The sequence below is a fragment of the Bradyrhizobium sp. Unk1 genome, assembly GCF_059512345.1.
Map to the genome: position 1 here is coordinate 39,590 of NZ_JCAMOP010000005.1, position 15,175 is coordinate 54,764.

The 15,175-nt window shown below is 59.4% G+C and carries 15 protein-coding genes and 1 pseudogene; 11 read left to right on the forward strand and 5 right to left on the reverse strand.

The window, feature by feature from the left end:
* Positions 1-338 precede the first annotated feature (338 nt).
* Positions 339-1,064: an acetoacetyl-CoA reductase gene (gene phbB, locus AC5ZFO_RS07700; RefSeq protein WP_496121878.1), complete on the reverse strand. Its 726-nt coding sequence runs from the start codon at positions 1,062-1,064 to the stop codon at positions 339-341.
* 123 nt (positions 1,065-1,187) lie between these two features.
* Here phbB and AC5ZFO_RS07705 point away from each other — a divergent pair, with 123 nt between their 5' ends.
* From AC5ZFO_RS07705 to AC5ZFO_RS07720, 4 genes are all read left to right on the forward strand, one after another.
* A complete protein-coding gene (locus AC5ZFO_RS07705; protein WP_496121879.1) occupies positions 1,188-2,021 on the forward strand; it encodes a universal stress protein in 834 nt (277 codons plus the stop codon).
* Positions 2,022-2,074: 53 nt separating this feature from the next.
* On the forward strand, positions 2,075-2,371 hold the full coding sequence (locus AC5ZFO_RS07710) for a c-type cytochrome (protein ID WP_496121966.1): 297 nt from the start codon (positions 2,075-2,077) through the stop codon (positions 2,369-2,371).
* Between the two features lie 209 nt (positions 2,372-2,580).
* A complete protein-coding gene (locus tag AC5ZFO_RS07715) occupies positions 2,581-2,892 on the forward strand; it encodes a c-type cytochrome (protein ID WP_063982735.1) in 312 nt (103 codons plus the stop codon).
* Positions 2,893-3,282: 390 nt separating this feature from the next.
* Positions 3,283-3,474 (forward strand): DUF3240 family protein, encoded by a 192-nt coding sequence (locus AC5ZFO_RS07720; protein WP_496121967.1) that lies wholly within the window; start codon positions 3,283-3,285, stop codon positions 3,472-3,474.
* Between the two features lie 18 nt (positions 3,475-3,492).
* Here AC5ZFO_RS07720 and AC5ZFO_RS07725 read toward each other — a convergent pair whose 3' ends face one another.
* The 3 genes from AC5ZFO_RS07725 to AC5ZFO_RS07735 all read right to left on the reverse strand — a co-directional run bounded on the left by AC5ZFO_RS07725 (position 3,493) and on the right by AC5ZFO_RS07735 (position 6,693).
* Positions 3,493-5,781: a heavy metal translocating P-type ATPase gene (locus AC5ZFO_RS07725; RefSeq protein WP_496121880.1), complete on the reverse strand. Its 2,289-nt coding sequence runs from the start codon at positions 5,779-5,781 to the stop codon at positions 3,493-3,495.
* 256 nt (positions 5,782-6,037) lie between these two features.
* The gene (locus tag AC5ZFO_RS07730) at positions 6,038-6,388 is read right to left on the reverse strand and encodes a c-type cytochrome (RefSeq protein ID WP_496121968.1); all 351 of its coding nucleotides are present in this window, start codon (positions 6,386-6,388) and stop codon (positions 6,038-6,040) included.
* A gap of 26 nt (positions 6,389-6,414) precedes the next feature.
* Positions 6,415-6,693, reverse strand: coding sequence for a hypothetical protein (locus AC5ZFO_RS07735; RefSeq protein ID WP_354113104.1), 279 nt, complete (start codon positions 6,691-6,693; stop codon positions 6,415-6,417).
* Between the two features lie 155 nt (positions 6,694-6,848).
* Here AC5ZFO_RS07735 and AC5ZFO_RS07740 point away from each other — a divergent pair, with 155 nt between their 5' ends.
* Together AC5ZFO_RS07740 and AC5ZFO_RS07745 are read left to right on the forward strand one after the other, a co-directional pair.
* Positions 6,849-7,301 (forward strand): pyridoxamine 5'-phosphate oxidase family protein, encoded by a 453-nt coding sequence (locus AC5ZFO_RS07740; RefSeq protein ID WP_028153137.1) that lies wholly within the window; start codon positions 6,849-6,851, stop codon positions 7,299-7,301.
* Between the two features lie 150 nt (positions 7,302-7,451).
* Positions 7,452-7,808: a c-type cytochrome gene (locus AC5ZFO_RS07745; RefSeq protein WP_038944690.1), complete on the forward strand. Its 357-nt coding sequence runs from the start codon at positions 7,452-7,454 to the stop codon at positions 7,806-7,808.
* A 38-nt stretch (positions 7,809-7,846) separates the two neighbouring features.
* On the opposite strand, the gene AC5ZFO_RS07750 is transcribed toward AC5ZFO_RS07745, so the two are convergent.
* Entirely contained in the window at positions 7,847-8,569 is a 723-nt protein-coding gene (locus tag AC5ZFO_RS07750; RefSeq protein ID WP_496121881.1) for a c-type cytochrome, read from the reverse strand.
* A 599-nt stretch (positions 8,570-9,168) separates the two neighbouring features.
* Between AC5ZFO_RS07750 and AC5ZFO_RS07755 the strand changes: the two genes are divergently transcribed.
* The 5 genes and pseudogenes from AC5ZFO_RS07755 to AC5ZFO_RS07775 all read left to right on the forward strand — a co-directional run bounded on the left by AC5ZFO_RS07755 (position 9,169) and on the right by AC5ZFO_RS07775 (position 15,029).
* Complete coding sequence (locus AC5ZFO_RS07755) at positions 9,169-9,447, forward strand: hypothetical protein (RefSeq protein WP_028153140.1); 279 nt, start codon at positions 9,169-9,171, stop codon at positions 9,445-9,447.
* Between the two features lie 350 nt (positions 9,448-9,797).
* A complete protein-coding gene (locus AC5ZFO_RS07760; RefSeq protein ID WP_496121882.1) occupies positions 9,798-11,174 on the forward strand; it encodes a site-specific integrase in 1,377 nt (458 codons plus the stop codon).
* Positions 11,175-12,581: 1,407 nt separating this feature from the next.
* Complete coding sequence (locus AC5ZFO_RS07765) at positions 12,582-13,037, forward strand: DUF3788 domain-containing protein (RefSeq protein WP_496121969.1); 456 nt, start codon at positions 12,582-12,584, stop codon at positions 13,035-13,037.
* Positions 13,038-13,329: 292 nt separating this feature from the next.
* Positions 13,330-13,623 (forward strand): annotated as a pseudogene (locus tag AC5ZFO_RS07770) ((2Fe-2S)-binding protein); the annotation flags it as partial.
* A gap of 389 nt (positions 13,624-14,012) precedes the next feature.
* Positions 14,013-15,029, forward strand: a complete 1,017-nt coding sequence (locus tag AC5ZFO_RS07775) for an AraC family transcriptional regulator (RefSeq protein ID WP_496121883.1) — start codon at positions 14,013-14,015, stop codon at positions 15,027-15,029.
* The last annotated feature ends 146 nt before the right edge of the window (positions 15,030-15,175 follow it).

A 15,175-nucleotide genomic window follows, 5' to 3' on the forward strand; every position in this document is an offset into this window, starting at 1 on the left:
AACTCCTTTGGCCCCCGCAACCTAACCACGTTGTCCGAGACCGAATTGAGCTGCATCAACCCCGAGATCGAGCTGCCTCTTACCTTCCTGGCCAAGTGATCAACAGGCCGGCGAGCCCTTCGATGATCGAGCAGCCTAGCGGGACTAAGGCTTTGGGGGTGGCCTGTTCGGCTTCATCGCACCGTCGGCGGCAATGTTGGCGACGATAATTGCTATCGCGGTCGCTTATTTTGTCTCGGCGGAGATTGCCAAGGGCCTGGCGGTTTCAAGTCCGTAAGACCCGGAGGTGAACGGCTCGGGTGAGTTGGAAGCGTTGACGGTCAGTGACCTGTCCACGCTCAAATCATGTACTGGCCGCCATTGATCGACAGCGTCGACCCGGTGATGAATCCCGCCTCTTCTGCTGCCAAAAACAGGACAGCGCGCGCAATCTCTTCCGGTCGGCCGAGACGGCCGACCGGAATCTGCGGCAGGATGCTCTTCTCCAGAATATCCTGCGGCACGGCATCCAGCATCTCGGTATGGATATAGCCGGGGCAGACGGCGTTTACCGTGATTCCGATACGCGCCGTTTCCAGCGCCAGCGCCTTGGTGAATCCAAGCTCGCCGGCTTTGGCCGCGGAGTAGTTTGTCTGGCCGAACTGGCCTTTCTGTCCGTTGATCGACGAGACATTGATGATTCGGCCATACCGTCTTGCGCGCATGCCGTCGATCACCTGTCGACACATGTTGAACACACCGTCGAGATTGGTGCGGATCACGGCATCCCATTGCGGCTGGGTCATCTTATGAAACGTGGCGTCACGAACGATGCCGGCATTGTTGACAAGAATGTCGATTGGCCCGACTGACGCCTCAACGGCCTTCACTCCGGTAGCGCAAGCGTCGAAATCACCGATATCCCATTGATGGGCTGAGATGCCTGTTCGGCTCGCGAAGGCTTTGGCGGCCTCGGCATTTCCGGCGTAGGTCGCCGCTACGAGGCAACCCTCGGCCTGAAGCGCTTGAGATATGGCGGCGCCAATGCCTCTGGTACCGCCAGTTACCAATGCCACCCGCGCCATATCTAGAACTCCCGCCCTATGGTCAAAACGATACCCGGGGCGCCGGCTACCGCTTTGACGTGCGTCAAGGCTCTCGATGTCGACCTGTGCTGCTCTTCAGCCCGATCGGAACGGGAGGCACGCATGTTCAAGGACTTACTGGTGCATATTCCTACGGAGCGCTCACCGCGACCTGCCATCGACGCTTCTGTTTCGCTTGCAATGAGTGCTTCGGCACATCTGGATGCAATTGCAACAGGATATGCTTCGACGAACGTGCCGTTTCTTGCGGAAGGCGGCGCAGCCATCGCATCGTCCCTGCAATTCGAGTATGAACGTGCGCTGGAGCGAGCCGAGGCAGCGCTGCGCGTCTTCGAGGTCGAGGCGAAGAACGCCCGGATCAACTATGGAAGGTACGCACTGAACGGAACTCTCGCCGACGCGGTTGCGAAAGCTGGTGCAGCGGCGCGCCTCTATGATCTGACGATCGTGTCACAAGGCGACCCCGAGGGCGACACGTTTGACAACCGGCTTCCGAAGGAACTGCTCTTGCAGGCGGGTGGGCCCCTGCTGTTCATTCCCTATACTTTCCGGGGTGCGTTCAAGGCGGCACGCGTCGGCATCTGCTGGGACGGCAGCCGCCTTGCCGCCCGCGCCTTGCGGGACGCGATGCCATTTATCACCGACGCAGCCGCTCTGACGACCATCACCCTCAATGCATCCGAGGTACCGCCCGATGCATCGCCCGAACGCCTCCTGACACATCTCGCGCGGAAGGGCTTGCCGGCGAAGGCCGTATCGCTTCAGGCCGACCGTAGCGATCTGCAAGCGAGCATCCTGTCGATCGCTGCGGATGAAAGCCTCGACCTGCTGATCATGGGCGGTTACGGCCACTCTCGACTTCAGGAAACGGTATTCGGCGGGGTCACGCAGGAAATGTTCCGCAGTATGACAGTTCCAGTCATGATGTCGCACTGATGGAGCACTACGTGAGGACGCATCTCGGAACTGGACGTGCCGTGGCAGGCGCCATGCTCGTTGCGGGTTTGTTTTTCTCCGCTAACCCAACCGCAGCTTCGAGCGTCGAGCAAGGCCGACGTCTTGCGCTGCTGTATTGTGCGAAGTGCCACTCGACCGACAAGGTCAGCCCAAGCCCCCTCAAGATTGCTCCACCGTTCAGGACGTTACACGAGCGATATCCGATCGAGATGCTGCAGGAGGCCTTGGCCGAGGGCATCGTCACTGGGCATCCGGCGATGCCGGAATTTCAATTCGATTCCGACCAAGTCGGCGATTTCATGGCGTTCCTGAAGACGTTGGAGCAATGAGCTATCAGACGTGCGCGATCGAGAGAAGCCTTGGTCAAAATTGGTCGGACATCGTCCCGGGCTGCCTTGCCGTAACGCGCGGCGAGCGATCGATCAACACGCCGGTCCACGACGACGGGGGGCCGCTTATCTTTCTGCTGCTTCACGTGGAAGACGTCACCGGTCAGATTGTCCGCCGACAATAACGCTCGATCCTTGGGGACCCTCGCATGTCGAAAGCATTCAGATTGTCGTCCGCCACGATTTGCGCGCTTGCGATCGTGACACCGGCCGCAGCGGCGGACGCGGATCACGGCAAGGACATCGCAAAGCGTTGGTGCGCCGCGTGCCATCTCGTCGAAAGTGGCCAGACGAAAGCCTCCGACCAGGCGCCGCCGTTCTCCACCTTCGCGAAGATGCCCGATTTCGACCAGAACAAGCTCGCTTTCCTTCTACTCGCACCGCATCCGAACATGCCGACGCTATCGCTGAACCGGACGGAAATCGCGGATCTCGCGGACTACGTCCGCACACTCAAGTAGTGCACGGCCCACCGCCGCCGCCAAGGTTCGAAGCCCGGGTTGAGATGGGTCAACGCGGAACTTCCGATGCACGGATAGAGTCGAAAGCGTGCCGAGCGGCGCGAGCGCGCTCAGGTGCCGTTCTTCGACGGGTAGTAACTTTGATAGTCGGCCGCGCTCCTCGGGTTGCCGCCCCAGCCAATCGCGGTCCCGATCAGGTGATCGTGGGATCGACCTCGTCCTTCCTGCCGAAGCGGTTGACCGTCCCGCCCAAGGATCCGAAGGTTTCGAGCGCGGCCCGCGCCTTCGTCTGCGAAGCCTGATCCCAGCCCGGCGCCTCGAGCTTACCGACGCTCGTTTGCGTCGCCGCGAAGCCGTTGAAAAACAGGATATCCAGGACGTGCCGGCACCCTGCCCCTCGGCACCAAGCTTCCTGTCGATCATCAAGCGGCCGCGGTTTTCCACGCCAATCAGGTCATCGTATGGATTGTCCTGCCACGGAACGATGCCGCGCGCCTGCTCGACCGGGTTCGGGCTTCGCTCACCGGCACCAACCTCGTCTATTGGATCCTGCCCGTGGCGGAATTCGGCACGATCGACTAACCGACATCGCCAAGCTGCTCAGTCCGCCGCCACGGCTTCGTAAATATCGTCCTCTTGGGCCGTATGCATGCGCACCAGCGTTTCGATCGCCTCGATCACACGCTGGGCATCTCGAATAAGATAGCGGTCGATCTTTTCTGACGGCAGGTCGGCCGCGATCCGTGCGAGCAGCCGCGCAAGGTGCAGGATCTCACGATGCGCGCGGCTCATGGCAGAGAGGCCGTGGCGTTCGCGCAGCACCTCCGCAATCTTCGGATAGACGCTGCCCTCGTCCTCGCGTTCGTGCTTCACTACGCTGCCCTGAACGAGGCGATCAGCCTCTTCGATCAAGGCCGCAGCGGCGTCTGGCGGCACATCGTCGATCGCATCGACGATCTTGCGCAGTCGGTCGAGGTCCCCGAACAGCGCCTGATGGTCGTGATGCAGAGCTAGGCCCTGCTCTGCGGATATCCGGCGACTGGCGCTCCCATGAGCTGGAGTGAGCGCCCGCAGCGCGTTCAGGATGACGGCAACATCGATCACCTCCTGCACGATCGCCGCCGGCACGGGATCCAGCCAGCCAACGGTGGCGGCCACCATGGCAGCTATCGACAATCCCATGCCAATAATGACGCTTTGGAGAGCGATACGCCGTGCCCGCTGCGCAATTATGATCGCTTCGCCGACGCGATCAAGCCGATCGGCAAGGATGACCACATCCGCCGCCTCGGACGAGGCGCTCGCGCCGCGTGCGCCGAGTGCGACCCCGATATCGGCCACGGCCAGTGCCGGGGCGTCATTGATGCCATCACCGACCATGATGGCCGGATGCAGCCGCTGTTCAGTGCGCACCGCCTCGACCTTGTCCGAGGGAACGCGGTCAGCCAGCACGGCATCGAGGTCGAGCGCTGCTCCGATTGCCTGCGCCGCTGCGGCACGATCGCCTGTGACCATCACCATTCGCACGATGCCCGCATCGCGCAGCAGCCGGATCGCTCGCGGCGTATCAGCCCGCAGCTCGTCGGCCAGCAGCAGCGCACCGATCGGAAGGCCGTCCACGGCGACAAAGACGATCAGCGCCGAGCGCCACGATGCGCGCCGGATTGCCCGCAGCCCCCACGGCGACAGCTCGGCATGCGAGCGAAGCAACTCTCGCGAGCCCGCGGTTACCCGGCGGCCGTCGATCAGACCGGACAAACCGGTGCCCATGGTTTCTCTGACCTGTTCGGGCGCTTTGAGCTTGAGGCCGCGATCGACGGCCGCAGAGACGACGGTCTTGGCGAGGACGTGATGCGAGGCCTGCTCAAGCGAGGCCCCAAGCGTGAGGACCTCATCCGGATTTTCCCCCGGAGCGACTTCAACCGAAAGCAACCGCGCACCTCCAACCGTGAGAGTGCCGGTTTTGTCGAAGAGCACGGTGCGCGCACGAGCCAGCGCCTCCAGTGCCCCTCCTCCCTTGACTAAGATGCCGCGACGGGCCGCTTGCGCTACGCCGGCGATGAAGGCGACAGGTGCGGCCAGAATCAGGGGGCAAGGCGTTGCCGCCACCAGCACAGCGAGGCTGCGGGTCAAATCACCGGATATCCACCACGCCAGGAAGGCGGTGACGAGCGTCACGGGAAGAAAGATCAGCGCATAGCGATCGGCCAACCGCACAAAGGGGGCCTTCGCAGTTTGCGCCGCCGTCACCATGCGCACAATACCAGCGTAGGTACTCTCGCCAGCCGGTGCGGTAACGGTCAACTCGAAGGTCTCACCCGCATTCAGCGAACCGGAAAGAACGGCGCTGCCGCGTGTCTTCTCGACCGGGATCGGCTCGCCCGTAACCGCGGACTCGTCGATGGTCGCCATGGCCGAACGGACGATGCCGTCGACTGGCACGATCTCGCCGGCCCGTACCAGGAGCTCTTCGCTGACCAAGACCGCCTCGATCGGAACCTCTTCGATCCGCTCGCCAGTCTTGCGATGTGCCCGGCGCGGCGCACGATCGACCAGTGACCGCAGGTCGTGCTCAGCCCGCGCGATCGCGATATCCTCCAGTACGTTGCCACCGGAATACATCAGCGCCACCACGGCGCCGGCAAGCGGCTGGCCGAGCGCCAATGCCGCGCTCATCGACAGGAGCGCAATCGCGTCCACTCCCAGTCGGCCGCCCAGCAAGTCCCTGACGATCGAGACCGCCAGTCCACCTATCACGGGTGCCGTGCCGATTGCCCATGCGAAATCGGCCAGATCAGGACGGCCGGCAGCTCGCGCAAAGATACCCGCGGTTAATCCCGCGATTGCGATTGCAACCAGAGTCCATCGTAGAACCCGCTCAAACGACATGATCTCATTCCAACACTACCTGCATCATTCTCTTCCGAAACAAGCTCCGTTGCTTGAGCAGAATCAATGACAAGTCCCGAACACTCGCCTCCAACGAACGCAGCCATTCGCAAGGCGCCGATGAGCTAGGTCAAAATCTTTCCGAGGGTTCTGGCAGATGCTCTCAAGAGGACGACCACTGGGTCTCCGGTTTCACCCAAAGATGCTGTCTATTGTCCTTGAACGAATATTTTGGTCTCCTGGAGATCCTCAGACCTCATCGCGGCGGAGATTGTTTCGGCTTAGTTGGTTCCTGAATTGACTTCATGTAGTTTAGGACAGCCTCTGCATCGTCCCTGTTGAAGCGGAAGGTCGGCATGGAGGGATGAATGCTGCTATAGCCATCCTGTAGTCGTTGCAGGAAGTCGCTGTCATAGAGTTTGGTTTCGCTGAAGCTGCGAAAGGGCGGCGCTTGCCTGTTGGGACTCGCGCCGGTCCTACCAACTGAGTGACAGCGGGCGCACAATTGTTGCAACAGCTCTTTGCCATGTTGCTGCTCCTCATCGCGCGCATGGGCGCAGGTGCTCGACCCGAGACCTATTGTCGAAAGTCTCAGCAAGCATCGCATCATCGCAGTCGTTCCCGCGAAACAGTTCACCAACGCGAGGTTGCCTTGCCGTAGACATAGAGCGCAACCAGCCCGACGGTCACCACCGTCGAGAAGATCAAGATATTTCGATCCCAATCGACTCGCTCCTTCTCGGCTCTTCTGAAAGCGAGAGCCGTGAATAGGGCTTTCAAGGCAAATCGGCGCATCGAAGCAGCCCTCCCAGTCCACACGATGTCACCGCCGTTCAAAGCCAGCTTGATGCAGCTCAAAGCATGAGGTCGGTTGGCGATGGGGCCCGCTATAGCGACAAGCATAACTGCCAAACAGCGCTCCCTCCGAGAGCGATTGGCGCAATTGCGCTCAGGCGTATGGCAAGCCCACTGCGCCTACGCTTGGCGGCCGGCTTCCTCGATACTTGACCTGCCTCAAAACGTACACGCTAGTTCGGGGCTAAACTGGTCTAAATCGGAGGCGACCAATGGACGAAACGTTCAGGCGGAAAATCCTTCGGCTTCTGGATCAGCACCGGACGACGAGGATCGCTACCCTACGATCTGACGGCTGGCCCCAGGTGACCACTGTCGGCTACGCCAATGATGGGCTCGTCATCTATTTCCTTTGCGGAGCGGACAGCCAGAAGGCAGCTAACCTGGCGAAGGACGATCGGGTCTCGCTAACGGTGGATGACGATCCCACGCAAGTGATGGACATCGTGGGCCTATCGATGGCGGCACGCGCGAAGCTCGTAACGAATCCCGCCGAATTCGAAAAAGCCTTGCGCCTCCTGATCTCGCGGTATCCGAACCAGAAGAGCCTTGATCTCCCCATGCCGAACACTTCGGAGGTCTGCGTCTTCCGCCTGACACCCACGATTGTCTCCCTGCTCGACTACTCAAAGGGATTTGGACATACCGACCTGATCGCGTGCTAAAGCGCCGCATCCTGCGCTAAGGGCGGGTGCGCTCGGTCATTCTGCTTTCTTTCGCCAGAACGGCTGATCGGCAGGCGGTTTTGGCGATGAGATGCCCGCTGGCGCTCGCGCGGTTGCTGTGAGTGCCCCAACCGCGAGTTGAGACGGAACATGTTCCGCAGCATGCGAGTCAACATCAGCCTCGTGATCCTGATCGCGCTATTAGCGTTGTTTCTCGTCCGCGTGCACAAGGCGGACGGATCTAAACTTGCTGCAGACAGCGCGTTTGAAGGACGTCGCCTCGCGGAAGCATGGTGCAAGCCGTGTCATGCAATCGAACCGCACATGCCGGGAATGTCGGATCAGGCACCGGGCTTCGCGTCAATCGCAAACAGGTATGGAACGACAGCACTTTCGCTGAAAGTGTTCCTGAAGACCAGCCACCAGAACATGCCGAACCTCGTCATCGCGCCCGATCAGGCCGACGCTCTCGCGAATTACATCCTTAGCCTAAAGACTCAAGACTAGAACGCTGATCGGCGCGACCATGACCCTAAGCTCAGATCTTAGCGAGCCCGGTCGGCTTGCACGGTCTCGAAGAACGCAACGATCGCATCGATCCGGTATTCGACGAGCTTTGGCTTAAGCATTGCCTGGTTCGGTCCTACGCGACGGTGGTTTGACGTCAATAGCTCTCGGAGATAGTTGGCTGAAAAAGATGGCCGGCTGGCAATTTCGCTGAAGCTTGGCGCGGGGACGCGAAAGGCTGGTGTTTCGCTTGAAGCATCTGAGACAATGTGACAGAGGCCGCAGGTCCCGCGAGCGAGCGCGCGACCCTGCGCGATCTGATCCGCGAACAGCTGATCGCTGAACGGCGAGTTAACCGGCACCTGGATGGTGATCGAACTGTATCCGCTGGCGCGGTGGCAGGCATTGCATCCGATCGTTAGATCCGAGTAAGCCTTGGCGAAAGCTGCACCATCCTTCTGTTGAATCGCGCGATCCAGAGCTTGCAGCTGTTCGGTAGTTTGGGACGAGCGCAGGCCTTCGGAGGGAGTCGGCGTTGCCTTCCGCAAGCTTGCCTGGATTTGTCGAAGCTCATAATTCGCCAAGTCCCACTTGCCTAGCTTTCCGGCCAACCATAATTTGATGTGTTGGAATTGTATCGCGATCATAAGGTCGGACAGTTGGGACGACGTGCTGCCAGCCGACAAGTTCACCTGTGCTCCCGCATTAAATTGCGGGAGCATGGCGACAATCGCGGCGACCATCAGCGTCCGAAACTTCATGCCAGCGCTCGAGATGATGAGGCGATGCATTAACCAAGGACATCGAACGATTTCCTTGTCGATCCGCTCAAGCGGAACTGATCAGACGAGCAGGTTCGTAAAGAATGGTTCGGTGATCCCAGCGACTGACGACTCTGTCCCATCAGAAGCGACGGGGGTGACAAATTCGCTCTTGCAGATCCAGCAGCGCCAGAGCTCTTGCGCCTCCTGAGCATTGACGCGTTCGTGCCACTCGAGGTGTACTAACCTGGAACCACAGCGAGGGCATTTTTCATCATGCGGTGTTGAGACCGGTGCCATATAGAACCTCCCTCGTGTCCGATGCGCAGCATGCGATCTTGGCAGTATGGCGAAATGATCTAGATCAACGATTTGCTCGTTCTTCCGGCAGCTGACGTGGAGGCGACCTTTGAGTTGCGCCTCGGCGAAATTGCGGATGATCATAGAGCCCCCTTACGGCGATTGGAGCATGCGACATCCGTTGTTGAGCTGGATCAATGCGGACCCGAGGAATTGGGGTTTGTAAGCATGCCGACCTCCTCTTCAGAAGCCCGGGGTTGATTTGCATTTCGCTCCGCGACGTCGACAGGAGAGCCACGATGTCCAGCAAAATTCACGCCGACGATCTGACCGCGGTTGTGCGCTACGCGCTCGAAACCACCCGTGCCACGATTGTCTGTCCTTTCCACGATCGGGTTATCATCCGCGTCGGCGACGATGCCGCCGAGAGCCATGCCTTTGAGCGGGCAAAAAGAATCATCAAGAGCGATGGCGAGTTCTGGGCATCGGACGTCCTCAGGGAAGAATTCGGCCGTCAACTCGGCGCCGCCACAGATGGCCGATGCCCGGAGTGCGATCGGAGAGATCCCGGCACCTGAAGACACGGCCCGGACTTGACTCGCGGTCTTCACTCACCACGGTGCCGGACGATCCAACAGACCTGTTCGCGCTTCGCAATTCCATCTGCTCGCCCGCGCCGCCCATCCCAGCGAACAACAAAGTGGGATCGAGTCGGAGGGTTCCGCGCAAACCGTGGCCGCAACCAGCCGGATCGCCAGTGCGGTACAGGCGAGAACGAACAAGAAAGCCGCTCCAGTAGACTCCGCTGCATGTTCTCCTGCAACGTCTATCGCAAAGACAAAATCAAGACGCTGTCCAATAGCGATTGGAGACGCCTGCGCGACATGGTGGCGGAGCATCTGAGGAAGAACCCCAGGTAGCAGTGGGCATGCTTCAGGAAGCCTCGGACTTTTCAGACAAACGGAAGTCGGAAATCGAGGCGGCGCGCCGTGCCGGCAAGCTGCCAAAGAAAATGACGATCCGGAAGCGTTCTACAATCGAGGATCTTCTCGACGATTGGAGCAAGTCGGTTGAGTTCAGGGCGTTAGCCTCCGCCTCACAGGCTTCGTATCGTAAATGCATTTCTGCCATTCTGTACCGACCGCATTCGCGCGAATCCGCAGCGAAGTTACGTGCCGAAATCCGCGCCGCCAAGCTGCTCGGCGTAGCCGAGCCGGCACGAGAACTTGAGGCGATTGCGACTGCTACGCCGACATCGATCGGCAAACCCGAGTTCCGAGCCTTCTATAATTATGCGAAATCGGCTCGCGGTCATCATATGGCGCTTTCGATGATAGCGACGCTCTCGGCGGCGTTCACTTGGGGGCAGGAAAGCATCCTGTGGCGTCTAGGGCCCAACCCGCGGGAAGGCATGGAGTTCGATCATCCGGACGGGCGGATCGTCCAGGTTGCGATGCCCGAATTTGCCGCTTGGGTCGCTGCAGCTGATGCAATTGATCGGCCTTCGATCGGCGACAGCTTTCATCTGGCGTTGTTCACTGGGCAGCGCCAGACTGACCGTCTGATCATGCGGAATGAGAGCGACATCGAAGACCGCCACATGTTCCGCCAGAGCAAGACAGGCGAGCTCGTCGACATCAAAGAGGCGCCCCAACTCAGCGCACGGCTGAATGCCTCGCGTGCACGCGTAAAGGAGCTCAAGCTCCGGCTTCAATTGGATAAGGTGCCTCTTGAGCTCGTGGTCAACGAGGACAATGGTGAGCCTTATGACGAGAGCACTTATCGGCATTGGGTGTCGACCGCCCGAGCCGTCGCCGTCTTCGGCTTTCTCGCGCGCGACAGCGCGCGCCAAACGATTGTCCGCGCGGAGCGACTGAATGCCGAACTGATCAAGATCTCCGACAAGCTATTCGCTCCATTTCCTCTCGATGAAGAGAACAAGGCACAGCGCGCTCGGGCGGTTGATCAGCGTAAGCGCGTCTTGTCAGAATGGCTGGATGCGCAGGCCGCACGGGACAGCAATGGCGATGAGACCGCATGGCGTCTAAAGCCCTGCCCCGCTCTGATGTTCGTCAACGGCGCCGGCGACCTCGACCAGAAGCACGATCAAGACCTGCGGGATACCTGCGTCATGCTGCTCGATCGGGCTGGCTGCGACTTACTGACGATCTGCGACATCACTGGGCATTCATATCGAAGTGCGCAGACCATCGTGAAGCACTACCGGGCCCGAAATGCGGCTCGCGCTGACTCCGGCATCGACAGGCTCGAACTGCAGGTTCGAAAGGAAGGGATGAAGGGCTGAACGGACAGCGGCAGAATTTCGTTTCCCCGGTTGCGCCTTAAGCTCGCCAGGAGGCGGTGTGTCGCGCAATCAATCCCGCCACGCTTTCCGCCTTCCACCGGCGAGGCGTACGCTCCCATCTCTGCCCACGCCGTCCGCAAACAATGACCGTCTGCGCTCGGTGCGATGAATAACGCCCCAAATATCTGACACGTCGCACGGCGTGCGACGTGCGACGACCAAAGGCGTCGCACGAGACTCGATTTGTTCTGTCGGGGAAATGAAAAAAGCCCTTGCGGGCCAATCTCTTAAGGGTGGTGGGCGCACCAGGGCTCGAACCTGGGACCCGCTGATTAAGAGTCAGCCACTCTTCAAGCAAAATCAATCGGTTGAGTGTAAAGGGAGGCCTCATGGAACCTAATCGGATCAATAGGTTACGGAGGAATTGTAAATCGCAACAAGGTAAGCCAACGACCTGCGCCGCCTGAGTCCCGAACGTAAATAGCAGATGGTCCCGATTGACCACTTTTATCGCCATTTGTTCACGGGATTGCGGTGGTCAATCGGTGGTCAGCTTTGACGTCCTCATTCCGATGAAAAGCCGAAGACCCGCTGATTAAGAGCACACCACTCTGATTGATTTCTCAAGCGAACTTTTCCAACTGAGCCAAGATCCGAACATTGCAGATCAATAGCTTACGGCAAGAAAACGTGCGTCCTACTAGGCCAATCGAGCCCTCGGGGGTTCGAGTCACTGGACCGCTACAGCGCTAGACCCACTATTTCGCAAGCGCTGCTTTCTTACTGGAGAGCAGCCTAACTCGCAATTCGGACCCTTTGTAGCTCGTCAAAAGCCGTCGTTCATGCGCTATTTGTCGCCGGCTCGAAAAGGTCCCTACGTAGGTTTTAATCCTGGACGAAGGTGCTCCCACAGACCCCCTCCGCTCGCAATTTCCGTGAAGTAGGTATCGGCGTTCGTGAATTTGCGCGAGGTCGTTTCGGCGCGCGGGGCCTACCAGGATGCTTCAGACCCGGCAGAAGCAAGCTAATGCAGGGCTTTCTCAACTAAGACGTAGCCGGGAGCGAACTGCGGTGCGAGCGCCGGCGCCTCCGCAAGCCGAGCGATGTATGTCGCACGCGTCTCGCTGAACAGACGAGGCTCAAATGCTTGTCAAGGAGCACAGTCCTGTCCTCCAAGGATGGACCAGAAGTCCAGAATACGTGCCCGCAAATCCGCGCGCCAGATTTCCGCTTTGACGGGCAACTCGCCGATGCCCCAATGGCGGAGAGAGGTCCGTGACAGAGCGTCCGATTCTGCGACGGAAGAAATATCAGGCACAACACAGATTCAACCCTCAGGAACATGGCGACACACCTTTCGCGCAAGCTCAAGGTCGGGCCGCTAAGTCGTCGTGGAAGGAAATCGGCATGGAACAGTCCCCCCAGGTCGGCGACAGGATCACCGACAAGTCAGCTTTGCCCGATGACAGCACTGTCCGCGACTGGATCGGACCGGGTGCGTTCAAGAATTGGGCCCGCCTGCAGAACTGGATTGAGGAATTCTACCCCGGTGTTTTCGCGCCGGAATGGCTCTATGGCGGCAAGAAGCGCGGCTGGTCCCTGCGCTACAAGAAGACAAAGGCGTTCTGCACCTTCCTGCCCGAATACAAGCGGTTTTCGGCCGTCGTGGTCTTGGGGGGAGCGGAACGAGAAAAATTTGAGGAGCGGCGTTATGTATGGCGCTCGCAGTTGGTCAAGCTTTACGATGAAGCCAAATCATACCCGGACGGGAAATTCCTAACAGTTGCGATCTCATCTGCAGATGATCGGCATGATGTGACGGAGCTTTTGACTATGAAGCGCCCTCCACCGTCGCGCGGTTGAATGTCGCGGAAGTCCTAAGTTTCGCGACCGAGTCGGCAACGCTAGACTTTCGGAAGCGCAAGACGAAGCTATCCAGTAGCCAGAATATATAGTTCGCAGGGCAACGGAGAATGCAGCACCTTGCGCCCCAGCGGAGCGTCGTTGGCTGCATTCCTCGTTGCTATAGAAACTATACATGCCGGCTATTGGAAAGCTTCGCCTCGTGCTGCGATCAATCCGTACCACTTTCGCGGATTTCATGAGTGACGTTGATTGGCTGACCGCTCACTCCCAACGCGATCAAGAGGCATTTATGGCTTTCACATTGAAGATCAACGGATCACTCCATGAGGTCAATGTCGACGGCGACATTCCGTTGCTGTGGGTGCTGCGTGACGTGCTCGGCATGACCGGGACCAAGTTCGGTTGCGGCCAGGCGCTGTGCGGCGCCTGCACCGTGCATGTCGACGGCCAGGCGGTGCGCTCGTGCCAGACAACGATCGATAGCGTCGGCGACAGCGCGGTCACCACGATCGAGGCGATCGGACAGGCGCCGCAGGGCGCGGCCTTGCAGAAGGCGTGGCTAGAGCTGGAGGTGGTGCAGTGTGCGGCGAAGAAGGGGCTCGAGGCTGTGGCGTTGGTGAAGCTCCGACAGCCATTGTCAGTGCTGCAGTAACCAATGCTATCTTCGCCGCAACCGGCAGCCGTGTGCGCAGCCTGCCGATCGATACAAATAAATTCGCTGAAGTCGTCGTCTTAGTCGTTGCCCGTCATCCCGCGCGTCGTAGCGCGGATAGGATGACGGTCGGGAACTAAAGGCCCCGGAGCATAATGACTATGGGAACGTTCGCGTTCTTCGCGGGTCCCAATTTCGTCTAATGGCGAGAGACGAGGTTTAGTGGTACGAACGAGCATGGCGACGCCCCCGCTGATCCTTGGAGAACAGGTTCGGAGCACTATCGGTGCCGGTAGCCGGCAGTAAAGGCCACCACAGTCATGCCCACTTCGAAGCCGGTTCCAAAGCAGGTTCTCGTCGGGCAGAACGTTTCGCCGCCCGCGGGCGGCACTGTCAAATTGTCTACAACAGACCTCAACAACTTGATGCATGCGCTCGACATCGATGTCATCGCGTTGACTGAGATTTTGGTGCCGCACGGCCATCGAGTCGAATTTGGGACGATTGACGTACCCGGGATCCACTACAACTTAAGCGGCGTGGGGCGCATATCGATCAACGGCGGACCGACGATACCGTTGAGCCCTCATTTGCTCATCATCGTGCCGCCAAACACTCCGTTCATGATCGAGGTCGACGGCGGAAGTGGCCCACCGAAGCTCATTTCGAGAGACTGCTGGACTCGTGAAGACGGCATCCTCCGCGTCGCAGTGCCGAACGAGCCGCCCGAAATCGTCCAGATATGCGGCTTTTTCAACGCATCCTTTGGTCAGTCTGTGAGGCTGTTCGGAGAACTCCGCGAACCGGTGATCGAGCAATTCGAGCCGGCCGACAGGATCGATCTGAAGCTTCGCGAGGCTATGGACGAGTTGCTGCAGCAAGAGGTCGGCGTTGGAGCCATGACCGCGTCTCTGCTCAAGCAGATCATTGTCTCGTTGGTACGACGGTCCCTCAAGTCATCCCAGCGGTGGACTGAACGATTTTCGATACTTGCCGATAGGCAGGTCACGCGTGCTTTTGCAGATATGGTGGCGCGGCCGGGAGCCGCCCATTCCGTTCAGAGTTTGGCGCACAGTGCAGGGTTGAGCCGTTCGGCGATCATGGCGCGTTTCTCGGACATCTTTGGACAACCCCCGATGGCCATCCTGCGAGACTTGAGAATGCGCCAGGCTGCGATCGATCTGACGACAACGACGATGTCGATCGACGTCGTTGCTCTTAATGCGGGGTACGAGAGCCGTTCAAGTTTTGTGCGAGCTTTTCGAAAGGCGTACAATCGAGATCCGAGTGACTATCGGCGGATAGCCAAGGATGGCAAAGCCCAGAAGGATATCTGAGAACAAGGTGCGATCCCAAAGCAAGAAGGGGGCCGCCCACCACGGCGCCTTCCGCTTTGCGTCATGCAGAGCAGCGCTCAGACTCAGGTGCTTCTCAGCCCGTAATTCATCTTAAGCCCCTTAAATATCAGCTGCCCGATCCGGCG